General features: G+C 73.0%; 19 protein-coding genes, 1 tRNA gene and 1 pseudogene. 6 read left to right on the forward strand and 15 right to left on the reverse strand.

Going from position 1 to position 26,178, the window contains the following annotated elements:
* The 7 genes from ACQRUO_RS21660 to ACQRUO_RS21690 all read right to left on the reverse strand — a co-directional run.
* On the reverse strand, positions 1-402 hold a 402-nt coding region (locus tag ACQRUO_RS21660), incomplete at its 3' end, for a Rho termination factor N-terminal domain-containing protein (protein ID WP_428317663.1).
* A gap of 657 nt (positions 403-1,059) precedes the next feature.
* Positions 1,060-2,016: a homoserine kinase gene (thrB, locus tag ACQRUO_RS21665; RefSeq protein ID WP_428317664.1), complete on the reverse strand. Its 957-nt coding sequence runs from the start codon at positions 2,014-2,016 to the stop codon at positions 1,060-1,062.
* A gap of 436 nt (positions 2,017-2,452) precedes the next feature.
* Entirely contained in the window at positions 2,453-3,553 is a 1,101-nt protein-coding gene (gene thrC / locus ACQRUO_RS21670; protein ID WP_428317665.1) for a threonine synthase, read from the reverse strand.
* Positions 3,554-3,558: 5 nt separating this feature from the next.
* Positions 3,559-4,851, reverse strand: coding sequence for a homoserine dehydrogenase (locus ACQRUO_RS21675; RefSeq protein ID WP_428317666.1), 1,293 nt, complete (start codon positions 4,849-4,851; stop codon positions 3,559-3,561).
* Positions 4,852-4,977: 126 nt separating this feature from the next.
* Positions 4,978-6,369: a diaminopimelate decarboxylase gene (gene lysA, locus ACQRUO_RS21680; protein WP_428317667.1), complete on the reverse strand. Its 1,392-nt coding sequence runs from the start codon at positions 6,367-6,369 to the stop codon at positions 4,978-4,980.
* A 59-nt stretch (positions 6,370-6,428) separates the two neighbouring features.
* Positions 6,429-8,090 (reverse strand): arginine--tRNA ligase, encoded by a 1,662-nt coding sequence (gene argS, locus ACQRUO_RS21685; protein WP_428317668.1) that lies wholly within the window; start codon positions 8,088-8,090, stop codon positions 6,429-6,431.
* Between the two features lie 118 nt (positions 8,091-8,208).
* Positions 8,209-8,637 carry a response regulator gene (locus ACQRUO_RS21690; protein WP_428317690.1) on the reverse strand — a complete coding sequence of 143 codons (429 nt, stop codon included), beginning with the start codon at positions 8,635-8,637 and terminating at the stop codon, positions 8,209-8,211.
* Between the two features lie 181 nt (positions 8,638-8,818).
* Here ACQRUO_RS21690 and ACQRUO_RS21695 point away from each other — a divergent pair.
* A tRNA-Arg gene (locus ACQRUO_RS21695) sits at positions 8,819-8,890 on the forward strand.
* 73 nt (positions 8,891-8,963) lie between these two features.
* On the opposite strand, the gene ACQRUO_RS21700 is transcribed toward ACQRUO_RS21695, so the two are convergent.
* A complete protein-coding gene (locus tag ACQRUO_RS21700; protein ID WP_428317669.1) occupies positions 8,964-9,569 on the reverse strand; it encodes a hypothetical protein in 606 nt (201 codons plus the stop codon).
* A 151-nt stretch (positions 9,570-9,720) separates the two neighbouring features.
* Between ACQRUO_RS21700 and ACQRUO_RS21705 the strand changes: the two genes are divergently transcribed.
* Together ACQRUO_RS21705 and ACQRUO_RS21710 are read left to right on the forward strand one after the other, a co-directional pair.
* Positions 9,721-10,476, forward strand: coding sequence for a GntR family transcriptional regulator (locus ACQRUO_RS21705; protein WP_428317670.1), 756 nt, complete (start codon positions 9,721-9,723; stop codon positions 10,474-10,476).
* Positions 10,473-10,925, forward strand: a pseudogene (locus tag ACQRUO_RS21710) (NUDIX hydrolase); the annotation flags it as partial. The gene ACQRUO_RS21705 and the pseudogene ACQRUO_RS21710, both read left to right, overlap by 4 nt.
* 69 nt (positions 10,926-10,994) lie before the next feature.
* Here ACQRUO_RS21710 and ACQRUO_RS21715 read toward each other — a convergent pair.
* The 3 genes from ACQRUO_RS21715 to ACQRUO_RS21725 form a co-directional block, all read right to left on the reverse strand.
* Positions 10,995-12,071 (reverse strand): trypsin-like serine peptidase, encoded by a 1,077-nt coding sequence (locus tag ACQRUO_RS21715; protein ID WP_428317671.1) that lies wholly within the window; start codon positions 12,069-12,071, stop codon positions 10,995-10,997.
* 320 nt (positions 12,072-12,391) lie between these two features.
* A complete protein-coding gene (locus tag ACQRUO_RS21720; protein ID WP_428317691.1) occupies positions 12,392-13,870 on the reverse strand; it encodes an MFS transporter in 1,479 nt (492 codons plus the stop codon).
* A gap of 272 nt (positions 13,871-14,142) precedes the next feature.
* On the reverse strand, positions 14,143-15,882 hold the full coding sequence (locus ACQRUO_RS21725) for a DUF885 domain-containing protein (protein WP_428317672.1): 1,740 nt from the start codon (positions 15,880-15,882) through the stop codon (positions 14,143-14,145).
* A 148-nt stretch (positions 15,883-16,030) separates the two neighbouring features.
* Here ACQRUO_RS21725 and ACQRUO_RS21730 point away from each other — a divergent pair, with 148 nt between their 5' ends.
* Entirely contained in the window at positions 16,031-16,828 is a 798-nt protein-coding gene (locus ACQRUO_RS21730; RefSeq protein ID WP_428317673.1) for a TetR/AcrR family transcriptional regulator, read from the forward strand.
* 109 nt (positions 16,829-16,937) lie between these two features.
* Here ACQRUO_RS21730 and ACQRUO_RS21735 read toward each other — a convergent pair whose 3' ends face one another.
* The 3 genes from ACQRUO_RS21735 to ACQRUO_RS21745 form a co-directional block, all read right to left on the reverse strand.
* Positions 16,938-17,789, reverse strand: coding sequence for a fumarylacetoacetate hydrolase family protein (locus ACQRUO_RS21735; RefSeq protein WP_428317674.1), 852 nt, complete (start codon positions 17,787-17,789; stop codon positions 16,938-16,940).
* A gap of 155 nt (positions 17,790-17,944) precedes the next feature.
* Positions 17,945-19,117, reverse strand: a complete 1,173-nt coding sequence (locus ACQRUO_RS21740) for a protein kinase domain-containing protein (protein WP_428317675.1) — start codon at positions 19,115-19,117, stop codon at positions 17,945-17,947.
* 48 nt (positions 19,118-19,165) lie between these two features.
* The gene (locus ACQRUO_RS21745) at positions 19,166-20,566 is read right to left on the reverse strand and encodes a serine/threonine-protein kinase (RefSeq protein WP_428317676.1); all 1,401 of its coding nucleotides are present in this window, start codon (positions 20,564-20,566) and stop codon (positions 19,166-19,168) included.
* A 191-nt stretch (positions 20,567-20,757) separates the two neighbouring features.
* Here ACQRUO_RS21745 and ACQRUO_RS21750 point away from each other — a divergent pair, with 191 nt between their 5' ends.
* Complete coding sequence (locus ACQRUO_RS21750) at positions 20,758-23,040, forward strand: FdhF/YdeP family oxidoreductase (protein ID WP_428317677.1); 2,283 nt, start codon at positions 20,758-20,760, stop codon at positions 23,038-23,040.
* A gap of 18 nt (positions 23,041-23,058) precedes the next feature.
* Here ACQRUO_RS21750 and ACQRUO_RS21755 read toward each other — a convergent pair whose 3' ends face one another.
* Complete coding sequence (locus ACQRUO_RS21755) at positions 23,059-24,636, reverse strand: NlpC/P60 family protein (protein WP_428317678.1); 1,578 nt, start codon at positions 24,634-24,636, stop codon at positions 23,059-23,061.
* 356 nt (positions 24,637-24,992) lie between these two features.
* On the opposite strand from ACQRUO_RS21755, the gene ACQRUO_RS21760 reads away from it, so the two are divergent.
* Positions 24,993-26,174, forward strand: coding sequence for an anion permease (locus ACQRUO_RS21760; protein ID WP_428317679.1), 1,182 nt, complete (start codon positions 24,993-24,995; stop codon positions 26,172-26,174).
* The last annotated feature ends 4 nt before the right edge of the window (positions 26,175-26,178 follow it).

A 26,178-nucleotide genomic window follows, 5' to 3' on the forward strand; every position in this document is an offset into this window, starting at 1 on the left:
GGCCGTCTCGGGGGCGGCCTGGCCCGGGATCTCGATCTGGGTCGACGCGGCGGGCGCGGTGGCGGCGGCAGCCGCCCGGCTGCGGCGGGCCGGCTTCTCGGCCGGCTCGGCGGCGGCGCTCTCCTTGGCGGCCGTCTTGGCCGGCGCCGGGGCGCCGGCGGAGGCGAGCAGCGGGTCGCCGCCGCTCTTCTCCTTGATGGCCTCGATGAGCTGCTGCTTGCGCATCCGGCCGGTCCCGCTGATGCCGAGCGTCGAGGCGAGCTTCTGCAGCTCGGCCAGGACCAGACCGTCAAGGCCTGCGGCAGCGGTACGGCGGCGCTTGGCCGGCGCCGCGGGGGCGGCGGGCGTGTCCGTCGCGTCGGCGTCCGGGCGCGCGCCCATCAGATCGGTGGTGTCGCTCACTAAGGGTCCTTCCCTGGAGCGGACGTCGGCCTGTCTGGCTCGGCGACCGGTTGTGCTGTCTGACCTGCGCTCTGCGGTGCACAGGTCCGATGCGGTGGTCCCTCCACCACGGCGGTGCCGGCTGGGGGGATGAGGTGCGAAGTGCGGTGCACGAGGCACGGTGGAGCGAAGAAGCACGGCGGGCGGTCAAACGAAACAACACCGCATGCCGACCGCGCTGCCTGCGAAACCCGGGCCCCCGTCGCGTGACGGTCTCCCGCGCTCCCGCTCCGTCGGGCCTCAGTCGAGGGCCGCTTGCGGCGGATGGGGGTCAGGATCCGACACGGCTTCGGGATGCGACCGCAATCGCGCAGGCAGGCTGCGTACGCGCTGTGGCGGGCTCCCGGAGAATCGTGGTCCCCGACATCGCCGTGACCCCGCGAATGCGGGCTCAGAGGTGGGGGACGCGGTGCACCGGGCCCCGCGGGGCGCCTGATGCAGCATTGAGGTTAACACTACCGACCCCCTCACACATTCCCCAGCCTTGCGCTTGCCAATCGTGTCCATAGCGCGGGTCCGTCCGAATTCCGCGCGACCGCGGGTTCGGCACCCACTTGGGCGCACGGCCGTGCGGACGGCGACCGCGCCGGCAACGCGCGGCCTGGTCTGCGGGAACGGTCATCCGTCCAACGGCAGGACGCCCGCTCCGTCACGGTCGAGCCGCAGCTTGTGGGCCGTAAACGAAGCCCCGGCGCTGTGTCGACCGTCGTCGGACTCGCTCCGCTCCCCGACGAAATGGAGCAACTTGTCGGCGCCGGCCTCGTCGGACAGCGCCAGCACGGTCGGCCCGGCCCCGGAGATCACCGCGGGCACGCCCTCGGCGCGCAGCGCGGCCACCAGGGCGGCGCTGTCCGGCATCGCACCGGAGCGGTAGTCCTGGTGCAGCCGGTCCTCGGTGGCGGCCAGCAGCAGCTCGGGGCGCCTGGTCAGGGCCTCGACGAGCAGGGCGGAGCGGCCGGCGTTGGCCGCGGCGTCGGCCAGCGGCACGGTCTTCGGGAGCAGGCCGCGGGCGGTCTCGGTGAGCACCTCGGTGGCCGGGATGAAGACCACCGGAACCACGTCGGAGCTCGGGTCGAGGCGCACCGCGTGGGCCTGGTCCTCGTCGGTCCAGGCGATGGTGAAGCCGCCGGCCAGGCAGGCGGCGACGTTGTCGGGGTGGCCCTCCAGCTCGGAGGCGAGGGCCAGCATCGCCGCGTCGTCGAGGGCGGCCGCGCCGCCGATGGTCACCGCGCGGGCGGCGACGATGCCCGCGCAGATCGCGGCCGAGGAGGAGCCCAGGCCGCGCCCGTGCGGTATCCGGTTGGCGCAGACCACTTCGAGGCCGCGGGGCTGGCCGCCGAGCCGGTCGAAGGCCGCGCGCATCGAGCGGACCACGAGGTGACGCTCGTCACGGGCCAGCGACTCGGCGCCCTCCCCCGCGATGTCCACGCTCAGGCCGGAGTCCGCCACCCGGACCACGATGTCGTCGTAGAGGCCGAGGGCGAGTCCGAAGGCGTCGAAACCCGGGCCCAGATTGGCACTGGTCGCGGGAACCCGAACCCGGACGGCGGCGGCACGGAATGCAGGACCGGCCATGCGGTGGACTCTCCTGGGGAGTGAGGCAGGCCCGCCTGGGGGCCCTGCGGTGGTACGGCGGCGGGGGCGTCAGGGTGCTGCGAGCGGCTCAGGTCCGCCCCACTGGGAGGTGGCCGAGCCTTTGGCATGTGCCACACCGCCGGGGTTCAGCGTATCGAAGAGAGGTTCCACAGCGGTACACCCCGCTCCCTCTCGATCTGCCGTGTTGCAGGTTATGGCCGGAATCCGGCCGGAAATGGCATCGCAAAGAGCATCGCGAGGCCATCACAAACAACAACGAAAGCGACAGCGGGGCAGTTACTCACCCGCTCCGGGACAGTTCGGCCGCGTACCGGACGGGCCGGTCCGAGGACCGGCCCGTCCGCCGCGTTCGCCGACCGTCGCGGCGCTCGCGAATTGTCGACGCGCCGTCAAAATCCGGCGCCGGCCGACCGGGTCAGTCGACCAGGCCGAGCTGCTGCGCGGCGGCCGCGGCAGAGACCGGGACCACCGTGGGCTGCGGCGCGCCGGCCACCGCCCAGTCCGGGTCCTTGAGCCCGTTGCCGGTCACCGTGCAGACGATCCGCTGGCCCGGGTCGACCAGGCCGGCGTCCGCCTTGGCCAGCAGGCCGGCCACGCTGGCGGCCGACGAGGGCTCCACGAAGACGCCCTCCTTCGCCGCCAACAGCCGGTAGGCAGCCAGGATCTGACGGTCGGTCACCTTGTCGATGAGGCCGCCGGAGTCGTCCCGGGCGGCCTCCGCGAAGGCCCAGGAGGCCGGGTTGCCGATCCGGATCGCGGTCGCGATGGTCTGCGGCTTGAGCACCGGGGCGCCGTCCACGATCGGGGCCGAGCCGGAGGCCTGGAAGCCCCACATCCGCGGCTTGCGGGTGGCCAGGCCGTCCGCCGCGTACTCCTGGTAGCCCTTCCAGTAGGCGGTGATGTTGCCCGCGTTGCCCACCGGCAGCACGTGGATGTCCGGGGCGTCGCCGAGCATGTCGACCACCTCGAAGGCGGCGGTCTTCTGGCCCTCGATCCGCACCGGGTTGACCGAGTTCACCAGCGCGACGGGATAGTTCTCGGACAGTTCACGCGCGAGGGTGAGGCAGTCGTCGAAGTTCCCGTCCACCTGGAGGATCTTCGCGCCGTGCACCAGCGCCTGGCCCATCTTGCCCAGCGCGATCTTGCCCTGCGGCACCAGCACCGCGCAGACCAGGCCCGCGCGCACCGCGTAGGCGGCGGCCGAGGCCGAGGTGTTGCCGGTGGACGCGCAGATCACCGCCTGGGCGCCGGCGCCCTTGGCCGTCGAGATCGCCATCGTCATGCCGCGGTCCTTGAAGGAGCCGGTCGGGTTGGCGCCCTCCACCTTGAGGTAGACCTCGCACCCGGTCCGCTCCGAGAGCAGCTGGGCGGGGACCAGCGGCGTGCCGCCCTCCAGCAGGGTGACCACGGGCGTCTGGTCGTCCACCGGGAGGCGGTCGCGGTACTCCTCGATCACCCCGCGCCACTGGTGGGTGCGGCCACCCACTCGGTCAGCGCGATCGACAACGGCGTTCATGGCGTTCATTCCCCTTCAACCCGCATGATGCTGGCGACGTCCCGCACGCTGTCCAGCGCGCGGAGCTTGTCCACGGTGGCCGACAGCGCGGCGTCGGTGGCCCGGTGGGTCACCACGACCAGCGAGGCGTCGCCGTCGCGGCCCTGCTGGCGCACCGTGTCGATGGACACCCCGTGGTCGGCGAAGACCGAGGCCACCTGCGCCAGCACGCCCGCGCGGTCGTCCACGTCCAGGCTGACGTGGTAGCGGGTGATGACCTCGTCCATGGGCTTGGCGGGCAGCTTGGTGTAGAGCGAGTCGCCCGGGCCGGTGGCGCCGTTGATGCGGTTGCGGCAGACCGCGACCAGGTCGCCGAGCACCGCGGAGGCGGTCGGCGCGCCGCCGGCGCCCGGACCGTAGAACATCAGCCGGCCGGCCGCCTCGGCCTCGACGAAGACCGCGTTGTAGGCCTCCCGGACGCTGGCCAGCGGGTGGCTGAGCGGGATCATCGCCGGGTGCACCCGGGCGGTGACCGAGGCGCCGTCGGCGGCCCGCTCGCAGATCGCCAGCAGCTTGACCACGCAGCCCATCGCCTTGGCGCTGGCGATGTCGGCGGCGGTCACCTCGGTCAGGCCCTCGCGGTACACGTCCGCGGCGGTGACCTTGGTATGGAAGGCGATGCCGGCCAGGATCGCGGCCTTGGCGGCGGCGTCGAAGCCCTCGACGTCGGCGGTCGGGTCGGCCTCGGCGTACCCGAGCGCGGTGGCCTCCTCCAGCGCCTCCGAGTAGCCGGCGCCGGTGGTGTCCATCTTGTCGAGGATGAAGTTGGTGGTGCCGTTGACGATCCCGAGCACCCGGTTGACCCGGTCGCCGGCCAGCGACTCGCGCAGCGGGCGGACCAGCGGGATCGCGCCGGCCACCGCGGCCTCGTAGTACAGGTCGACCCCGGCCGCGGCGGCGGCCGCGTGCAGCTCGGCGCCGTCCTGGGCGAGCAGCGCCTTGTTCGCGCTGACCACCGAGGCGCCGTGCTTGAACGCGGAGAGGATCAGGTGCTTGGACGGCTCGATCCCGCCCACCACCTCGACCACCACGTCGATGTCCGCGCGCTTGACCAGCGCCTCGGCGTCGGTGGTGAGCAGGTGCTCGGGCACACCGGGGCGGGGACGGCCGGCCCGCCGGACCGCGATGCCGGCGAGCTCCACCGGCGCGCCGATCCGCGCGGCGAGGTCGGCGGCGTCCGTCGTCATGATGCGCGCCACCTCGGAGCCCACCACACCACAGCCCAGCAGCGCCACCTTCAGCGGCCGCGTACGCATCATCCGACTCCGCTCATCCAGCTCGTTCCCGGCGGCATTTCGGCCTGCCGCCGGACCTTGACTTGTTCCAGTCTCGGGGACGTTTCGGAAAGATCTACGGGTGTCTCAAGATCCGAGACACGATTTCCGTCATCCGATATCGAGACGCAGGAGATCCTCCTCCGTCTCGCGCCGCACGATCACCCGCGCGGCGCCGTCCGCGACCGCCAGCACCGGCGGCCGCAGCGCGTGGTTGTAGTTGCTCGCCATCGAGCGGCAGTAGGCACCGGTGGCCGGCACCGCGATCAGGTCGCCCGGCCGCAGGTCGGCGGGCAGGAAGGCGTCCTTGACCACGATGTCGCCGGACTCGCAGTGCTTGCCGACCACCCGCACCAGCATCGGCTCGGCGGTGCTGGTGCGGGAGACCAGGGCCACCGAGTACTCGGCGTCGTAGAGCGCGGTGCGGATGTTGTCGGACATCCCGCCGTCCACGCTGACGTAGGTGCGCAGTCCGGGCAGCGGCTTGACCGTGCCGACCTCGTACAGCGTGAACGCGGTGGGCCCGACGATCGCCCGGCCCGGCTCCACGCTCAGCCGCGGGGTGGCCAGCCCGGCCGCGCCGCACTCCCGGGCGATGATGGCGGCCAGCGCGGTGGCGATCTCGGCCGGCTCGCGCGGGTCGTCCTCGCTGGTGTAGGCGATGCCCAGGCCGCCGCCGAGGTCGATCTCGGGCAGCTCGACGCCGTGCTCGTTGCGGATCGCGGCGAGCAGGCCGACCACCCGGTGGGCCGCGACCTCGAAGCCGGCGGTGTCGAAGATCTGCGAACCGATGTGCGAGTGCAGGCCGCGCAGCTCCAGCGAGCCGTGCCCCAGCACCTCGCGGACCGCCGCCGCGGCCGCGCCCTGCGCCAGCGAGAAGCCGAACTTCTGGTCCTCGTGCGCGGTGGCGATGAACTCGTGGGTGTGGGCCTCCACGCCGACCGTCACCCGGATCAGCACCGGCTGGCGGACCCCCTGGCCGGCGGCGATCGCGGCCAGCCGCTCGATCTCGGCGGTCGAGTCGACCACGACGTGCCCGACGCCCGCCTTGACCGCCTGCTCCAGCTCGGCCGCCGACTTGTTGTTGCCGTGCAGCGCGATCCGCTCGGCCGGCATCCCGGCGGCCAGCGCCACCGCGAGCTCGCCCGGGCTGCACACGTCGAGGTTGAGCCCCTCCTCGTGCAGCCAGCGGACCACGGCCTTGGAGAGGAAGGCCTTGCCCGCGTAGTAGACGTCCGCCCGCGGGCCGAACGCGTCCCGCCAGGCGCGGGCCCGGGCCCGGAAGTCGGCCTCGTCCAGCACGTACGCCGGGGTGCCGAACTCGGCGGCGAGCTCGGTCACCGTCAGCCCGCCGACCGTCGCCGTGCCGTCCTCGTCCCGGGTCACCGTGCGGGACCAGACCTTGGGGTCCAGCCGGTTCAGGTCGCTCGGCGGGGCGAGGTAGTGCCCCTCGGGCAGGACGTCGCCGTGACGGGGACCAGCGGGGTGCGCGGAGCGGCTCATCGTGCGGCGGTCTCTCTCGTGGGGGCGCGGGTGCCGGCGGGCGGCACCCGCGCCGCGGGCTACATCCGCTCGGGGGCGGAGACGCCGAGCAGGGCCAGGCCGTTGGCGACCACGGTGCGGGTCGCCTCGACCAGCCACAGCCGGGCGCGGTGGGTGTCGGTCAGCTCCTCGTCGCCCTTGGGCAGGAACTGGCAGTTCTCGTAGAGCCGGTGGTACTTGCCGGCCAGGTCCTCCAGGTAGCGGGCCACGTGGTGCGGCTCGCGCAGCTCGCCGGAGCGGGCCACGATCCGGGGGAACTCGCCGAGCGCGCCGAGCATGTCGTTCTCCCACTCGGTGGCGAGCAGCTCGGGCTTGAAGTCCGCCGCGGCGCCCTTGTCGACGCCCAGCTCGGCCGCCTTGCGCGCCACGCCGCACATCCGGGTGTGCGCGTACTGCACGTAGTAGACCGGGTTCTCGTTGGTCTGGCTGGTCAGGATGTTGATGTCCAGCGTGATCGTCGAGTCGGTCGAGGAGCGGGAGAGCGTGTAGCGCGCCGCGTCCACGCCGATCCAGTCGACCACGTCGTCGATGGTGATGATGTTGCCGGCCCGCTTGGACATGCGGACCTCCTCACCGTCGCGCAGCATCTTGACGAACTGGCCGATCTTGACCTCGATGTTGCGGTCCATGTCGTCGCCCGCGCAGGCCGCGATGGCCTTCAGCCGGCCGACGTAGCCGTGGTGGTCGGCGCCCAGCATGTAGACCGAGACCTCGCTGCCGCGGTCCCGCTTGCTCAGGTAGTAGGCGGCGTCGGCGGCGAAGTAGGTGGTCTCGCCGTCGGCCTTGATCAGCACCCGGTCCTTGTCGTCGCCGAAGTCGGTGGTGCGCAGCCAGATCGCACCGTCCTGGTCGAAGACGTGGCCCTGCTCGCGCAGCCGCCCGATGGCCTTCTCGACGGCACCGGAGTCGTGCAGCGACTTCTCCGAGAACCAGGTGTCGAAGTGGGTGCCGAACTCGGTCATCGACCGCTTGATCTCGGCCACCATCAGCTGCAGGCCGCTGGCCCGGAAGGCCTGGAGCTGCTCGGCCTCCGGTAGCTCCAAGATGGCCGGGTCGGCGTCGGTGATCGCCTTGGCGATGTCGTTGATGTACTCGCCGACGTAGCCGTCGGCCGGCACCGGTTCGCCGTGCGCGGCGGCCTTGAGCGAGGCGGCGAACTTGGAGATCTGCACGCCGGCGTCGTTCAGGTAGTACTCGGTGGTGACGTCCGCGCCGGTCGCCTTGAGGATCCGGCCCAGCGAGTCGCCGACCGCGGCCCAGCGGACCCCGCCGATGTGGATCGGGCCGGTCGGGTTGGCCGAGACGAACTCGAGGTTGATCTTCAGGCCCTTGAGCGCCTCGTTGCGCCCGTACGCGGCGCCGGTCTCGACGATGGTGCGGGCCAGCCCGCCCTGGGTGGCGGCGTCCAGCGTGATGTTGAGGAAGCCCGGGCCGGCGATGTCCACCGCGGCGACGCCGGGCAGCTCGCGCAGGCGCGCGGCGACCAGCTCGGCGACCGCGCGGGGCGGCTTGCCGGCCGGCTTGGCGAGCTGGAGCGCCACGTTGGTGGCGTAGTCGCCGTGGTCGCGGTTCTTGGGTCGCTCGACCGTCACGACCTGGGGGACGTCGACGGACAGCTCGCCCGCCTCGACGGCGGCGCGCACGGCGACCTGGACTGCCTGGGAGAGCTCTGCGGGTGTCACGGGCCCAAGCCTAGGCGAGAGGGGGCACCCGCCCGCCACTCGGTTTGCCGGTTGAGACCGGCGGGTCGGGCGGGCGGGGCGGATGACTGCTCGCCGGCCGCTCACTGGCTGTTCGCTGTCAGCGAACATCACCGCCGCCGAAGCCGCCGCCGAAGACGACCCCGCCCCCGCCGCCGTGCTCCTTGATCATCATCAGTCGGTGCACCAGCGCCACCAGGTCCGCCGGGTCGAACGGCTTGCCGAGGTACCCGTCCACCCCGACCGACTCACCTCGGTCCAGGTCCGCCGGGGTGCAGGCGCTGACGATCGCGATCGGCAGCCGCGCGGTCTGCTCCTGGGCCCGCAACCGGGCCGCGGTCCGCAGGCCGTCCAGCCGCGGCATCATCACGTCCAGCGTCACCACGTCGGGCCGGACCCGGCGCACCACCTCCAGGCACTCGGCACCGTCGGCCGCGGTCACCACCTCGAAGCCCTCCAGCTCCAGGTTGACCCTGATCAGCTGACGGATCACCTCGCTGTCGTCCACCACGAGGACCCGCCCGGTCACGCCACCCGACACCCCACGAGCCTACGGCGACGGAGGTGGGGCCGTCCGGGCTTTGCGGAGACCGGCGGACACCCCACCCGGACCTCACCCGGACACCCGGACGAAAACCCCTGCACAGAGCACGCCACGGAGCTGGTAGTGTTCTTCCCGTCGCAGAGATGCGGCAGCGGGAAACCGCGGAGCCCCCGTAGCTCAGGGGATAGAGCACCGCCCTCCGGAGGCGGGTGCGTAGGTTCGAATCCTACCGGGGGCACTTCTGAGGAAGTGTCACGAAGGCCCAGGCCGGCGACAGTAGTCGCAAGCCTGGGCCTTGGCTTTTTCCAGTCTCACGCGGCCACTGCGAGGTCGAGGACCGAGCACTCCCGCAGCACCCGCACCATCTGGGCAGCGAGCACCCACCGGGCCCGCGGGTCGTCGGCGGCCACTGTCAGCTCGGCCGCGAACCCACCCGGGCGATGGAGACTGCCGTAGACACCACGGGTCCGACAGTCCCCCACCCGGACAGCGACGGCGGCGCCCCGCAGGTGCGGACAGAGCCGGGCCGCACGGGCGGCACAGGGCGCGCAAACCGGAGGATGCGTGGCAGCCATGCCCTCGGGCCAACCGGGCCAGTCGCCGCGGTCGTCCTTGAGCAACCAGAGCACCCCGCCGTCGGTCCGACCGGCCGGCCCACCGCACACCTGACAGAGCAACCCCCGCATGGCCCGCCGCTGCCGCCCAGGGTGCACACGTCCGAAGTCGGGCCGGCCGATATTGGGGGCGGAGTTCATCCGAGCCCAGAGGACGCCGTCACCATCACGGTCGTAGAGCGACTCGTCAGGGAACGCGATGCCGCCACGCGGATGCGCGACGACGGCGGGGTGGACGTACCGCTCGGAGCTCCAAGCGGTGATGTAGGGGACGAAGTTCGGCTGTCCAGCCACGTCGACCATCGGAACCTCACTGATCTATGCAGGCCAGTGCTATATCTCTAGAGAACTAGAGATCTCTAGAGATGTCAACAAGCCTGCCTCGGTTGCTCCGTCCTGTTCGTCCTGTCCTGAGAGACGGTCCTACGATGTCTAGAGATCACCGAGGAGAGCTATGGTCGCCAGCGGCGAAAGTCAGCCCAAGTACCGCCGGATCGCCGATGCGCTCAAGGCGGACATCGACTCCGGCACGTACCGGGCGGGCGATCGCCTGCCCGGTGAGAACGACCTGATGGAGACTCACGGGGTCGCCAGGATGACCGCACGTCAGGCGCTCGGGGTGCTCCAACAGGAAGGCATCGCCGAGGCCCGCAAGGGAGCGGGAGTCTTCGTTCGGGACTTCCGGCCGCTGCGGCGCCGCGGGATCCAGCGGCTGGCGGCGGAGCACTGGGGGTCGGGCCGCTCGATCTGGTCGGCGGACATCGAGAGCCGGGCGCTGACGGTCGACCAGGTCTCGGTCGGCGAGTCGGTCGCACCGGACGCGGTGGCCGCCGTGCTGGAGCTGGCCGAGGGCGAGCGGGTCTGCGTGCGGCGGCGGCGCTTCGTGCTCGACGGGAAGCCGGTGCTGCTCTCCGCCTCCTACCTGCCGGCAGCGCTGGTCGCGGGCAGCCGGATCACCGAGCAGGACACCGGCCCGGGTGGCAGCTACGCCCGGCTGGCAGAGCTGGGCGCGAGGCCGGTCCACTTCCGCGAGGAGGTCCGCTCCCGGATGCCGCTGGCCGAGGAGAGCGACCGGCTTCAGCTGCCGGCCGGGACTCCGGTACTGCTCATCTGCCGCACGGCGTACACCGAGGACGGACGGGCCGTCGAGGTCAACGAGATGGTGCTCGATTCCGCCTCGTACGTGCTGGAGTACGACTTCGACTCATGAGTGACAGCCGTCCGCAACCAGTGTCAACGCCGCTCCACTCCGTCTCGGTGGCGGGAGCCGTGGTATGCGACGACGGCCGGGTCCTGGTGATCCGGCGCGCCGACAACGGACGGTGGGAGCCACCGGGCGGGGTGCTCGAACTCGACGAGACGCTGGAGGACGGCGTACGCCGCGAGGTGTTCGAGGAGACCGGCATCAAGGTCGAGGTCGACCACCTCACGGGCGTGTACAAGAACCTGGCACGCGGCGTGGTCGCCCTGGTGTTCCGCTGCCACGTGACAGGCGGCACCGCGAGGACCTCGGACGAGTCGACGGCCGTTCGATGGTTCACCGCGGAGGAAGTGCGGGAATCCATGGAGCCCGTCTACGCCGTGCGCCTGCTCGACGCGTTGGCCGGCGGCGAAGGGCAACCCGCAAGGGTCCGGACCCACGACGGGGTGAACCTGATCAACCAGGACCGCACCGGTGGCTCCTGGTGGGAAGTCGGCGGAGTCGACTTCCCACCAGGAGCCGCTCCCTCAGCCCGAGCTTGAGACCGCCAGGTTGTAGAGGTTGCCGATGGTCTGGTCGAAGTACGCGCTGTAGGAGATGTCCGGGGTGTTGCCGCCCTGTTGGTAGCCGCCGATGACGCCGATGATGTCGCCGTTGGTGGTGTTGATCCAGGGGCCGCCGCTGGTGCCGCCCGGGTAGCCGGGGCAGGCGATCTCTCGTTGGTATGCGGAGAACTGGGTGGTGGCGTTGGAGCAGAGGATGGGGGCGTCGGTGTTGCTGGGGTAGCCGTAGAGGCGGACCGTGGCGGTGAAGGACTGGTTGAGGCCGAGCGGGTTGCCGCCGACCACGTCCTGGATCTGCTTGCCGTTCAGCGGGGCGACCTCGAGGAAGGCGAAGTCCTGGTCGGGGTCCTGGTTCTGGACCCAGCCGTTGGTGTTGTAGATCTGGGTGACCTGCCACACGCCGTAGGGGGTCTGGCCGTTGCGGAAGGCGGGGGCGAAGAGCAGGCCGTTGGTGTTGCCGACGCAGTGGGCCGCGGTGACCAGCAGGTTGCGGGTGGGGCTCTGCACCACGCTGGCCGTGCAGAAGTGGTTGCCGTCGGTGGCGCTGCCGCTGAACAGGGCGCCGACCCGGTCGGCCTCCGGGCCGGAGGCGGCGACGGCGGTGGTGGGCGTGGCGCGGGTGGTGTCGCCGGTGGACGGGTCGTCGGGGGCGGCGGAGGACGGGTCGGCCGAGGGGGTCGGCGTGGGCGTCGGGGTGGGCGTCGGGGTGGGGGTGGGTGTCGGGGAGGGCGAGGGGGTGTTGGGGGGCGGCAGCTCGGCCAGCGGGGCCGAGTTCGGGGCGGGCGGCCCGGCCGGGGCGGCGGTGGACGGGTCCGCGGCGGGCGGCGGCGAGGTGGCGGGGGTGGTGGCGGCAGAGCCGGCCACGGCGGCGTTGCGTGCAGCGGTGTCCGCGGCCCGGGGGGAGGCGGCCGCGCGGGAAGTGACGAAGCTGACGCAGGCGACGGCGACGATCAGGGCGATGGCCAGTGAGGCCACCAGCACCAGCGGACGGTTGAGGAGACGGGGGTGGATCCGGCGGAAACCGCGCTGCTGACTGCTCATCAGGACGGTGCTCTCCTACCCGCGGTCGGCGGCCGGTCGGCCGGCTGGTCCGGCATCCGAGAGGGATGCCTCGGCTACCTTTCGAATATCGCCCGCCTCATTGGAAACGTGGTGATGCTCCACTGAGAGCCGCGTGAGAATCCACCACCCGGCGGACGGCCGGTGAACAGCAGACATCATGGCGGACGGTTCGTGGCAGGAGAAGGCCCAGGTGAGGGGGGATTCCGCCAAGATTCAAAGCTGCCCCTCACGCCGGCACCGCGTCACGGTCGTGACGCGGTGCCGGCGTGAGGGGCAGCAGGTGGGTCCAGCGGATCGGCTCAGGCCGTGGCGCGCACCGCCGCCTCGGCGTCCTCGCCGCTGGCCTCGCCGGGGCTGGGCCGGTGGTCGACCATGACGAAGGCCAGCACCGAGGCGAAGAGCAGGATGCCGATCGCCACCGTGATGGCGACCGTGTAGCCGTGCACGTTCGCGGTGTTCTGCACCGCGCGGCTGGCGGCGTCCTTGCCGACCAGGTAGGCGGTGGTGGCGCTGGCCGCGATGGTGTTGAGCAGGGCGGTGCCGATCGAGCCGCCGACCTGCTGGGCGGTGTTCATGATCGCCGAGGCCGCGCCGGTCTCCCGTGGGGCCACGCCCAGGGTGGCCAGGCTCATCGAGGGCATGAAGACCAGACCCATCCCGAAGCCGAGCAGCAGTTCGGAGGGCAGCACCGAGGTCGGGTAGGTGCTGCCGACCTTGAGCTGGCTGATCCAGGCCATGCCGGCCGTGGCGAGCAGCAGCCCGGGCACGATCAGGTTGCGCGCCGGCACCCGGTTCATCAGCCGGGCGGCGAAGCCGGTGGAACTGGTGATGATCGCGGCGGTCATCGGCAGGAAGGCGAGGCCGGTCTTCAGCGGCGAGAAGCCCTTGATCACCTGGAGGTAGTAGGTGAGGAAGAGGAAGAGTCCGAACAGCCCGATCACGGACAGGCCGACCGCCAGCGCCGCGCCGCCGCGGTTGCGGTTCGCGACCACGTGCAGCGGCATCAGCGGGTGGTCGGTGCGCCGCTCGGCGGCCACGAAGACGGCCAGCAGCGCGCCGCCAAGGGCCAGGCAGAGCAGCACCAGCCAGTCGTTCCAGCCGCGCGACTCGGCCTCCGAGGTGCCGTACACGATGGCCAGCAACCCGCCGCAGCCGAGCAGCGCGCCGGGCAGGTCGAGCGAGATCCGGGTGCCCTTGCCGATGTGGTCACGCTCCAGCAGCCGGAACGCGCCGACCGCGGTGACCAGCGCGATCGGCACGTTGACGAACAGGCACCAGCGCCAGTTCAGGTACTCGGTCAGCAGCCCGCCCGCGATGAACCCGATGGCGCTGCCGCCGGCGGCGATCCCGCCGAAGATGCCGAACGCGGTGGCCCGTTCCTTCGGCTCCCGGAAGGTGGTGGAGAGCAACCCCAGCGCAGCCGGGGCGAGCAGCGCGCCGAAGGTGCCCTGCAGCGCCCGGGAGGCGAAGAGCATCACGCCGGACTGCGAGGCACCGCCGAGCGCGGAGGCGAAGGCGAAGCCGAGCAGGCCGATCATGAAGGTGCGTTTGCGCCCGTAGAGGTCCCCGATCCGGCCGCCGAGCAGCAGCAGGCCACCGAAGGCGAGGGTGTACGCGGTGATCACCCACTGGCGGTTGCCGTTGGAGATGCCGAGGTCGTGCTGGGCGGACGGGAGGGCGATGTTCACGATCGTGATGTCGAGCACGATCATCAGCTGAGCGATGGCGATCACGGCCAGTGCCCGCCAGCGGCGGGGGTCCGGCACCGGGTCGGCCATGGCGTGTTGCGCGGACACGGGAGGAGCCTTCCGGACGGGGGTGCCGTCGGTGTGCACGGACGGCACTTCCCTCAAGCCAAACGCGGGACCGCAGAGGGGGCAAGCACAAAGAGGGATTAAAGCGGACAAATGCCCAGGTTTTGTCCAAGCTTTAACGGCCGCCGCCGCGGGGGCCGGCAGCGGGCCCCGGTCCGCCGGCCACCGGTCGACCGGTCTCCCGGCCCAGCCCCGCCCCGCCCCGCCCCGCCCCGCCCCCCGTCAGCGTCCGCGCGTCACAGCTCGGCCAGCACCGCCGCCAGGTCGTCCAGCCCCAGCGAGCCCTGCGAGAGCGCCGCCATGTGCCAGGCCTTGAGGTCGAACTCCTCGCCGCGCGCCTCGTGCGCCGCCCGCGCCGCCGCCCGGCCGCGCAGCCAGGCCCGCTCGCCGAGCTTGTAGCCGATCGCCTGGCCCGGCAGGCCGAGGTAGCGGACCAGCTCACTGTCCAGGTTGTCGGGGGCCAGCCCGCAGTAGCTGCCGAAGAACTCGCGGCCCAGCTCCGGGGTCATCGGCTCACCCGGGTGGAACGGCGAGTCGGCCGGGAACTCCAGGCCGACGTGCATGCCGATGTCCAGGATCACCCGCAGCGCCCGCAGCATCTGGGCGTTCAGGTAGCCGAGCCGGTGGCCGGGGTCGGTCAGGTAGCCGAGCTCGTCCATCAGGCGCTCGGCGTACAGCGCCCAGCCCTCCATGTTGGCGCTCACCCCGCCGAGGCTGACCTGGTAGGTGGAGAGCCGGCCGGCCACGTAGTTCCACTGCGCCAGCTGGAGGTGGTGGCCGGGGACGCCCTCGTGGTACCAGGTGCTGACCAGGTCCCAGGTGGGGAAGGAGTCGCGGCCCATCACCGGCAGCCAGGTGCGGCCCGGGCGGCTGAAGTCCAGCGAGGGGGCCGAGTAGTAGGGGGCGCTGGCGGTGCCGGCGGGGGCGAGCTTGGACTCGACCCGGGTGATCGGCTCGGCCAGGTCGAAGTGCACCCCCTGCAGGTCGCGGATCGCCTGGTCCATCAGGCCCTGCAGGTACTCGCGGGCCGCCTCGGCGCCCTGGATCGCCGGGCCCTCGGTCTCCAGCCACTGCATCGCCGCCATCGGCGTGCTGCCCGGCAGCACCTTCTCGGCCTCGACCCGCATCTGCGCGTCGATGTCGTGGAACTCGCTCCAGGCCCACCGGTAGGCCTCGTCCAGGTCCAGGTCGGCGCCGTTCCACAGCCGGGCCCAGCGCAGGTAGCGCTCGCGGCCGACGGTGTCGGGGGTGCCGGCGGCGGCCGGGGTGTAGACCTCGGCCAGCCAGTCGCGCAGCACGGCCAGCTCCGCGGCGGAGGCCAGCGCGTGCTCGGTCAGCTCGGCGGCGAGCTCCGCGGGGGCGGGCGCGATCAGGGTGCCGAACCACCCGGCCGGCCGGGCCGCCTCGGCGATCTCCTCGTCCGGGGCCAGCCACTCGGCGATCTGCCCCAGCACGGTGGCCACCTGCCGCGGACCGGCCAGCAGCCCGCGGGCCACGCCCTCGGTCAGCGTCTCCCGGTACTGCCGCACGGCCAGCGGGAACCGGGCCAGCCGGCGGCCCAGCTGGGCCCAGTCGTCCTCGGTCTCGGTCGGCAGCAGGGTGAACAGCTCACGGGTGTTGTGCAGCGGCGAGGCCAGGTTGCGCAGCGCGCGCAGGTCCTCGCCGGCCTCGTGGACGGCGAGCTCGGCGGTCAGCCGCTCGCGCAGCAGCTGGGCGCAGCGCTGCTCGGCGGCCGGGTCGGCGGCGCCGTCCAGGCCGGCGGCCTCGGCGCCGTCGAGCTCGGCCAGCGTGCGGCGGGCCAGTTCGGCGGTGGCGGCCTGGCCGGCCGGGGAGAGGTCGGGGAGGCGGTCGTCCTCCGGGTTGAGTCCGAGGTAGACCGCGGTGAGCGGGTCGAGGTCGGCGAGGGCCTGGACGTACGCATCCGCGATGGTGCGCGGGGTGCGGACGTCGGCGGCGGGGTTGGGTTCAACAGCCATTCGGACATCTTTTCGCAGCCAGGACGCTTTGCAAGCCCCTTTCCGGAACGGAGGGAGCAGGTTCCGCAGCGTGCTCCGGGGTTCCGCGCCGTGATCCGGCCCCGCGCGCGGGGTTCCGCCGGGCTGGTTGCGCACTACGCTGACCGCCATGAACGCCACCGAGCCGGCCGCGCCCACCTCCTCGCCCGCCGCCCGCCCGGCCACTGCTGCCGCCCCGGTCGGCGGCGGTGGGAGCGGCGAGCGGCCGCGCCGGGCCGGCTACCGGCGGCTGCCGGTGCAGCAGCGCCGCGAGCAGCTGATCGCGGTGGCGCTGGAGCTGTTCAGCAGCCGTCCGCCGGACGAGGTGAGCCTGGACGACGTGGCCGAGGCCTCCGGCGCCTCCCGCCCGCTGGTCTACCGCTACTTCGCCGGCGGCAAGCAGCAGCTCTACGAGGCCGCCCTGAGCAGCGCCGCCGAGGAGCTGATCAGCCGGTTCGCGGTGCCGCCGCGGGGCACCCCGACCGAGCAGCTCGGCGCCGTGCTGGACGGCTACTTCTCCTTCGTCGCCGAGCACGACGCCGGCTACGGCGCCCTGCTGCGCGGCGGCTCGGTGGTGGAGACCGCGCGGACCAGCGCGATCGTGGACAAGGTGCGCCGGGCCGCGCTGCGCCGCACCCTGCGGTACATGGGCATGACCGAGCCGGGGCCGCGGCTCACCCTGCTGGTGCGCTCGTGGATCTCGGTGGTCGAGGCCTCCTCGCTCAGCTGGCTGGACGAGGGCCGACAGATCCCGCCCGCCCAGCTGCGCGACTGGCTGGTGGACGAGTTCGTGGCGATGTGCGCCGCCACCGCCGCGCACGACCCGCAGGCCGCCGAGGTGCTGGCGGGGCTGCTGGCGCTGGAGGCGCCGGACGGCCGCGCCGCCGCCCTGCTGCGCCGGCTGGGGGCACTGCGGGTGGGCGGCTGAGCGCGAGGAGGGTGGGCGGGCCGCGGTCGGCCGACGGCGGCGGCCCGCCCGCCACCCGCCCGGGGCGCGGCCGCAGGCAGGCCACCGGACGGGGGTCGAGGTGGGCCGGTCAGGCCTTGCCGAGCACCTGCCGCTGCCGCCCGAGGCCCGCGACCTCGAGCTCCATCACGTCGCCGGGCTGCAGGAACGGGGTGCCCGGGCGGCCCATGGTGACGCCGGCCGGGGTGCCGGTGGTGACCACGTCACCGGGCTCCAGCACCATGAACTGGCTGATGTAGCGGATCACCTGGTGCACCGGGAAGATCATCTCCGCGGTGTGCCCGTCCTGCCGCAGCTCGCCGTTGACCCAGAGCTTGAGCTCCAGGGCCTGCGGGTCGCCGAGCTCGTCCGGGGTGACCAGGTAGGGGCCGAGCGGGTTGAAGGTCTCGCAGCACTTGCCCTTGTCCCACTGGCCGCCGCGCTCCAGCTGGAAGGCGCGCTCGGTGACGTCGTTGGAGATGGTGTAGCCGGCGATCACCGCGGCCGCCTCCTCGTCGGTCTCCAGGTAGCGCGCGGTGCGGCCGATCACCGCGGCCAGCTCGATCTCGTAGTCGGTCTTGGTCGCGCCGCGCGGGACCAGCACCTCGTCGTCCGGGCCGACCACGGTGTTGCTGGCCTTCAGGAAGAGCACCGGCTCGGCCGGGATCGCCGCACCGGCCTCGGCCGCGTGGTCGCGGTAGTTCAGGCCGACGCAGACCACCTTGCCGGGCCGGGTCACCGGGGCACCGATCCGCTGCCCGGTGATGTCCAGTTCCGGCAGTTCGCCGCGGGCGACCGCGCCGGACAGCTCGGTCACGTCGAGGCCGGCCAGGAAGGCTCCGTCCAGGTCGGGGGTGCGCCCCGAGAGGTCGTACGCGGTGCCGTCCGGACCGAGCACGACCGGACGCTCGGCACCCGGGAGGCCAACACGGAGGAGCTTCATCTGCCCATCACCACCTGTGGTGTCGCATCTGCGCGAGCGGGCCGCACACCCGCTTCGCCTATGCGTCCGAGGTATATCAACATTTTGTAGAAGGGGGCCAGGGGGTGGCCGTCGGCCACTTCCTATCAATTCCTCCAACCGCCGGACCGCCCGAATCAGCCACCCGCACGGTTGACACCGGCGAGCAGCCGCGCGAGCTGCCCGGGTCCGGCCGGCCGCGCGGGGGCCGGCGTGCGGTCCAGCCGACGCCGGAGGTCGGCCACGTCCGGGTGGTCGGTACCCAGCGCATCGACGGCGTGCGGCAGCAGCTCGACCAGCAGGCCGTACGCCCGGTCACGCTCCCCCGTCCGCTCCAGCAGCACCGCGACGTCGTGGCAGGCGCGCAGCGTGCGGCCGTCCCGCGGACCGTAGGCCTGCGCGAACCGGGCCACCAGCGGAGCCAGCGCCCCCACCGCCCCCGCCTCGAAGGCCGCGTCCGCCTGCCGGCGCAGGTCGCGCACTCCCTCGGCGACCCGCTCCAGCCGCCGGCCCACCTCGGCCGCGTCGGCCGGGCGGTCGTCCGGCTCCTTGGCGAGCAGCGCCGCCAGCAGCTCGGCCAGCTCCGCGGGCAGCGCGCCCGGGTGCGGCAGCGGCTGCTTCACGTGCCCGAGCATCAGCCCGACGGTGCCCTCGGCGGTGAACGGGCGCTCGCCGGTGAAGAGCTCCCAGAGCACGCAGCCCAGGGCGTAGAGGTCGCTGCGCGCACTGCCCGGCTCGCCGTGCCAGCGCTCGGGGGCCAGGTAGGCCGCGCTGCCGATCACCGCGCCGTCGGTGGTCAGCCCGTCCCTGTTGTCACCGATCTGGGCGATGCCGAAGTCCAGCACCTTGAGCAGCTGCCGGTCGGCAGCGGCGAACATGACGTTCTCCGGCTTGATGTCGCGGTGGACCACCTCGGCGGCGTGCGCGGCGGCCAGCGCGGCGCACAGCTGCCGGGCCCAGTCGAGCGCCCGGGGCAGCGGGGTGCGGCCCTCCTCCAGCACCTGCTTGAGGGTCGGCCCGGCAAGGCGCTCCATCACCAGGTAGTCGCAGCTGTCCGGGCCGTCGACGGCCTGGCCCTGGTCGAGGATCAGCACCACGTTGGGGTGCGGCAGCCGGGCCAGCACCTGCATCTCGCGCCAGAACCTGGCCTGGTCGGTCAGGGCCGCGCGGTCGCCGCGGTAGCGCAGCGCCTTCACCGCGACCTGCCGCCCGACCCGCTGGTCGTACGCCTCCCAGACCACCCCGAAGCCGCCCCGGCCGAGCTCCTCGCCCAGCAGGTAACGGTCCCCCAGCAGTTGCCCCTGCTCCATCCCGCTCCCCCTTCGAGTGGCCGCGCGACGCCGGTGGCCGCGCGGGCGTCAGTAGCCGGGCGGCCGGCCGAGCAGCATCGCCAGCTCGCCGGGCCGCGCCGGGGCGCGGTTGCGGCGGCGCTCCAGGTCGCGCTGGTAGGACCAGAGGTCCCGGGTCGCCCGGGCCACGTCCTCGTGCCCCGGGCCCAGGGCGGCGATCATCAGCGGCACCAGCTCCGCGAGCAGGCCCGCCGCGCCGGCCAGGTCGTCGGCCATCCCGCGCCAGATCGCCAGGTCGTAGCAGACCTGCAGGGTCTGCGGGTGGGCCGGGCCGAGCGCGGCGGCCGACTGCACCACCAGACCGGTCAGCCACTGGACCGCCTCGCCGCTCCGCCCGGCCTCGCCGATCGCCCAGGCCTGGTCCACCTGCTCGCGGATCCGCTCCTCGGACCAGGCCTCGACCGGCCCGGCCGCCCCGGGCAGCCCGGCCGCCGACGGCGGCGCGAAGGCTGTAGGCGTCGACGGTGGTGCGAACGGGTTCGCCGGCGCGGGCGGCCCGGACTGCGGGGGCTGCGGGGGCTGCGGGGGCACCGGCGGAACCACCGGCGGTGCGGCGGGCATCGGCGGCGCTGCGGCGGGCACCGGCGCGGCGACCGGTGTGCCCAGCGGCCCGTGGTAGCCGGCCGCCACCTCGCCGAGCCGGGCCGCGGCCTCGGCGGCGTCGGCCGGCCGGGCCGCCGGGTCCTTGGCGAGCAGCGCGAGCACCACCTGGTCCAGCCCGGCCGGCAGGTAGCCGCGGAACAGGCCCGGGTAGGGCACCGCGTCGTTCAGGTGCCGGTGCATCAACTCGCCCGCCGAGCTGCCGAGGTAGGGCGGTCGCCCGGCGCACAGCTCGAACAGCACGCAGCCCAGCGCGTAGAGGTCGGCGCGCCCGTCGGCCGGGGCCTGCCGCCACTGCTCGGGCGCCAGGTAGGGGGCGTTGCCGGTCTCGGTGGCCGGCGCCAGGTGGGCCCGGCCGAAGCCGCCCAGCTTGATCCGGCCCTGGTCGGTGAGGAAGAACCGGCTCGGCTTGACCGCCCAGTGCACCAGGCCGGCCCCGTGCGCGGCCTTGAGGGCGAGGCAGGCCTGCTGGGCCCAGATCAGCACCAGGCCGAGGTCCGCGGGACCGGCGGCGATCACCGCGGCCAGGCTGCGGCCGCTGAGCAGCTCCAGCACCAGGGCCCGGTCGGCGCGCTCCTCCACGGCCACCAGGTGCTGGTGACCGAGCCGCCCGGCCTGCTCGCCCTCGGCCAGGAAGCGCTCGGCGCCGCCCGGCGGCAGCACCTGCTGCTGCGGGAGCTGGTGCACGAAGACCCGGTGGCCGTCGGTGCGGTCCAGCGCCTCCCAGCGGACGCCGGTGACCGAGCGGCCCAGCTCGCGCAGCAACTGGTAGCGGCTCTCCAGCGGCGGCGCCGGACGCAGATCTGACATGGCGATCAGCCTATCGGCCCACCGCTGCCCCGGGCGGGCTGATGCCGGTTCAGGTGCCACCGGCGACGGCGGGTCGTCGCACGGTTGTCCACAGCCTCCTCTTCGCCCTGCCGAGGGCCCCCGACCTGGTGGAAAGATGGGGGCGGGACTGACGACGGCGTGGTCCCGATCCCAGCTGGAGGTGGGCAACGATGGCCAAGCAGGCCCCGCAGAGCGACCCGGTACAGGACGCCCCCTCGGTGGGCGCGCCGCAGCACGCGGCCGCCGGACTCAAGGCCGTGACCCAGAGCCTGAAGATGGCCCACGAGCAGATGAGCCCCGGCCGGACCCTGGCCACCCTGACCAAGGTCAACCAGCACGGCGGCTTCGACTGCCCCGGTTGTGCCTGGCCGGAGCCGGACAAGCCGCACACCGCCGAGTTCTGCGAGAACGGCGCCAAGGCGGTGGCCGAGGAGGCCACCGAGCGCCGGATCACCCGCGCGTTCTTCGCCGCCAACCCGGTCTCCGAGCTGGCCGAGCGGTCCGGCTACTGGCTCGGCCAGCAGGGCCGACTGACCGAGCCGATGCTGCTGGAGCCGGGGGCCGACCACTACACGCCGGTGAGCTGGGACCGGGCCTTCGCGATCATCGCCGAGGAGCTGGCCGCCCTCGACTCCCCGGACGGCGCCGCCTTCTACACCTCCGGCCGGACCAGCAACGAGGCCGCCTTCGCCTACCAGCTGTTCGCCCGCAAGCTGGGCACCAACAACCTGCCCGACTGCTCCAACATGTGCCACGAGTCCTCCGGCTCGGCGCTGGTGGAGACCCTCGGGGTGGGCAAGGGCAGCGTCAGCCTGAAGGACCTCTACCAGGCCGACCTGATCATCGTGGCCGGGCAGAACCCGGGCACCAACCACCCCCGGATGCTCTCCGCGCTGGAGCGGGCCAAGCGGGCCGGCGCCACCGTCGTCAGCGTCAACCCGCTGCCGGAGGCCGGCCTGGAGCGGTTCAAGAACCCGCAGCACGCGCGCGGCCTGGTCGGCGGCGGCACCAAGCTGACCGACCTGTTCCTGCAGATCCGGCTCGGCGGCGACCTGGCGCTGTTCCGCGCGCTCAACCAGCTGCTGCTGGCCGCCGAGGACGGGATCGACCGCGAGTTCATCGCCGAGCACTGCCACGGCTTCGAGGAGTTCGCCGCCGAGGCGAAGAGCACCGACCGCGAGCAGGTGCTGGCCGCCACCGGGCTGCCCTGGGAGCAGATCGAGCGGCTGGCCGAGCTGGTGCTGGCCTCCCGCAAGGTGATCGTCTGCTGGGCGATGGGCCTGACCCAGCACAAGCACTCGGTGCCGACCATCCGCGAGGTGGTCAACTTCCTGCTGCTGCGCGGCAACGTCGGGCGGCCGGGGGCCGGCGTCTGCCCGGTGCGCGGGCACAGCAACGTGCAGGGCGACCGCACCATGGGCATCTTCGAGCGGCCGGCCGCCGCGTTCCTGGACGCACTGGCCCGGGAGTTCGACTTCGAGCCGCCGCGCCACCACGGCCTCGACTCGGTGGAGACCATCAAGGCGATGCGCGACGGGCGGGTCGGCGTCTTCTTCGCGATGGGCGGCAACTTCGTCGCCGCCACCCCGGACACCCTGGTCACCGAGGCCGCGATGCGCCGCTGCCGGCTGACCGTGCACGTCTCCACCAAGCTCAACCGCTCGCACGTGGTCACCGGCGCCCGGGCGCTGATCCTGCCCACCCTGGGCCGCACCGACCGCGACCGCACCGCGGCCGGCGACCAGTTCGTCACCGTCGAGGACTCGATGGGCATGGTGCACTCCTCGCAGGGCCGACTGCGTCCGCCCGCGCCCGGCCTGCTCTCCGAGACCGCGATCGTCTGCCGGCTGGCCCGGGCCGCGCTCGGCCCCGCCGACCCGACCCCGTGGGAGGAGTTCGCCGAGTCCTACGACGCCGTCCGGGACCGGATCGCCAAGGTGGTGCCGGGCTTCGCCGACTTCAACACCAGGGTCCGGGCGCCCGGCGGCTTCGCGCTGCCGCACGGCCCGCGGGACAGCCGCAGCTTCCCCACCACCACCGGCAAGGCCAACTTCACGGTCAACGCGATGACCGCGCCCCAGGTCCCCGCCGGGCGCCTGCTGCTCCAGACGCTGCGCTCGCACGACCAGTACAACACCACGATCTACGGCCTGGACGACCGTTACCGGGGCATCACCGGCGGGCGCCGGGTGGTCCTGGTCAACCCGCTGGACGCGGCCGAGCTGGGGCTGACCGAGGGCGGCTACGTGGACCTGGTCGGCGAGTGGCACGACGGGGTGGAGCGGCGCGCACCGCACTTCAAGGTGGTGCACTACCCGGTCGCCCGGGGCGGGGCGGCGGCGTACTACCCGGAGACCAACGTGCTGGTGCCGCTGGACTCGACGGCCGAGATCAGCAACACGCCGACCTCCAAGGCCGTGGTGATCCGCTTCGCGGCCGACACCGGGGCCTGAGGCCGGCCCGCCGCCGGCTCACGGGGACGGGGTGCCCGAGGGGCTCAGCGAGGCGGTGACGGACGGCGCCGTGCCGGAGGGCGAGGCGTCGGGCGTGCCGCCGACCGTGGCCGACGGCGAGCCGGACGGCGAGGGCTGGGCCGGCGCGGTCCCGGAGGGCGAGGCGCTGGGCGTGCCGCTGCTGCTGCCGCCGCTCGACGGCGTGGGCGAGGGCCCGGGCCCCGAGGAGGGCTTGGGCGGTGCGGTCGGCGTGGCCGAGGGCAGCGGCGGGGCGGTCACCGGCGGCGCCGCCGGCACGATCGGCTGCACCGGCTGCTGCGGGGGCAGCGGCGCCACCTTGGGCAGGCCGGGGACGGCCGCCAGCTGGGGGGCGATCGGGGTGACGGTCTCCGCCTGCTGCAGGGTGGCCGGCACCTGCCAGGCGCCGCCCTTGTCGTCCGCGGCACCCTGCGGATCGGGCCGGACCGCACCGAGGACCGGCGCCATGCCGATCGGCGACACCCGGACCACCGCGCCGGTGTGCGGCGCCTGCACCACCAGCCCGCCGCCGATGTACATCGCCACGTGCTCGGCGCTGGCGTAGTAGAGGACCAGGTCCCCCGGGCGCAGCTGGTTCAGCGGGACGTGCGGCAGCTCGGCCCACTGCTCCTGGCTGGTGCGCGGGATCTCGACGCCGGCGTGCAGCCAGGCCTGGGAGGTGAGGCCGGAGCAGTCGAAGGTGTCCGGCCCGATCGCACCCCACTCGTAGGGCTTGCCGAGCTGCGCCATCGCGAAGGCCACGGCCTGCCGGCCGGCGGCCGAGGGGGTGCGCTCGCCCTGGCCGAGCACCCCGGTGGCCAGGAAGGCCAGCTGGGCCTGGTCGATCTGGTTCTGCTCCAGCAGCTCCAGCTCGCCCTGCTGGGCGCCGGTGAGCGAGGAGACCGCCTGCTCGACGGTGGCCAGCTGGCGGGCGATCTCGGCCTTGTTCCGGTCCTGCTGGGTGAGCAGCAGCTGGGTGGCGTTGACCGCGTCGGTGGACTGCTTCTGCAGCGTCTGCAGCGCGGCCTGGTCGCTCTTCAGCTGGTCGACGAAGGCGACCTGGGAGCGGCCCGCGGCATTGAGCAGCTCGGCCAGGTGGGCGGCCTGGTAGGGGTCGTTGGTGAGCAGCAGTTCGCCGAAGCCGGAGAGGTCGCCGTTGCGGTACTGCTCGGAGGCCAGTTCGGCGGCCACGTCGAGGCCCTGGTCGACCGCCTTCTGCTGGGCGTCGAGCTTGGCATTGACCGAGGCCACGGTGGCCTGCTGGGTGGTCAGCTGCTGGCTGGTGGCGGTGAACTGCTCGGTGGCCGCCTCGGCGTTCTGGTAGAGCAGGTGGATCCGGTCGAGCAGCGGGCCCAGGGTGGCCTCGGCGGCGGCCAGCTGGTCGGCCGCCGGATCGCCGGGGGTGCCGGGGGTGCCGGGGGACGGCGACGCGACGGGCACGGGTACCGGGGCGGCGAAGGCGCTCTGCACGCCGAACGGCAGCGCGAGCGCCGCCAGCGCCAGCACCGCACCGCAGCGCAGCGCGGCCCGGCGCCACGGCTGCGTCCCCATCAGCTGTTCGCGCCGCGTGGCCCGCATCGGCCCGCCTCCCGTCGCCCGGTGACCTCAGGGCCCCCGTCCGGTCACTGTCGGTGGGCCCTGGCCGATCCTGCCACGCCGACTGCCGGATCCGGCAGGGCGCCCCGGGCGATCTGATGAATTCTCAGCTCCGGCGGTGCCGTGACACAGATCTCACGCATCCGGCGACAAGCCGGACGTAGTTCGCATAAGACCAGGCCAGGACACCTGAAAGACTGTTGCACGAAAGAATCCAGCCATACACGGATCCGCGACGTCCGCCCCAGTTAACCTCCCGTTCACTCGACCTCCCTACGGTCGCGCCTGAGCGCAGCTGAAGAACACGACAGTCCTCCTCCTACGACGATTGTTTGGTAATGGAACAGATCACGTTCCTGGTCGCGGTGGTCATCGTCACCGCACTGGCCTTCGATTTCACGAACGGCTTCCACGACACCGCCAACGCGATGGCCACCTCCATCGCCACCGGCGCCCTGCGGCCCAAGGTGGCCGTCACCATCGCCGCCCTGCTGAACTTCGCCGGGGCCTTCCTCTCCGTGAAGGTCGCCGGCACCATCTCGGGCGGCATCGTCAACGAGAAGGCGGGCATCCACCCCGCCGTGATCTTCGCCGCGCTGGTCGGCGCCATCCTGTGGAACCTGCTGACCTGGCTGCGCGGTCTGCCGTCCAGCTCCTCGCACGCGCTGTACGGCGGCCTGATCGGCGCCACCCTGGTCGGGGTCGGCGTCGACGGCGTGAACTTCTCCACCGTGGTCACCAAGATCCTGCTGCCGGCCGTCGCCTCCCCGATCGTGGCCGGCCTGGCCGCCTGGGGCGCCACCAAGGCCGCCTACCTGATCACCAGGCGAGGCCACGAGAAGACCACCACCAAGGGCTTCAAGATCGGCCAGATCTTCTCCTCCTCGCTGGTCTCGCTCTCCCACGGCACCAGCGACGGCCAGAAGACCATGGGCATCATCACCCTGACCCTGATCTCGGCCGGCGCGCTGCCCAAGCACGCGCTGCCGCCCACCTGGGTGATCGTCAGCGCCGGTCTGGCCATGGCGCTCGGCACCTACATGGGCGGCTGGCGGATCATCCGCAGCATGGGCAAGGGTCTGACCGACGTCCGGGCGCCGCAGGGCTTCGCCGCCGAGAGCGCGACCACCGCGGTGATCCTCGCCTCCTCGCACATGGGCTACGGCCTGTCCACCACCCAGGTGGTCACCGGCGGCATCATGGGCGCCGGCCTGGGCGGTCCGCAGGGCGAGGTGCGCTGGAGCACCGCCCGTCGGATGGTCTACGCCTGGGGCCTGACCCTGCCCGCCGCCGGCGTGGTGGCCGGTGCCGCCGCGTTCGTGGCGGACCGGGGCACCTGGGGCGTGGTCCTGGTCGGCGCGGTCCTGGTGGCCGGGGCGGGCGCGATGTGGCTGATCTCCCGCCGCGAGCCGGTGACCGCACAGAACGTCAACGACGCGGCGGAGCTCACCGACGTCACCCCGGTGCCCGTGCCCGGCACGCCGGCCACCACCCCGTCCAGCACCACCGTCGCGGCCTGAGAGG

Source organism: Kitasatospora sp. LaBMicrA B282, from assembly GCF_050325825.1.
Lineage (GTDB): Bacteria > Actinomycetota > Actinomycetes > Streptomycetales > Streptomycetaceae > Kitasatospora.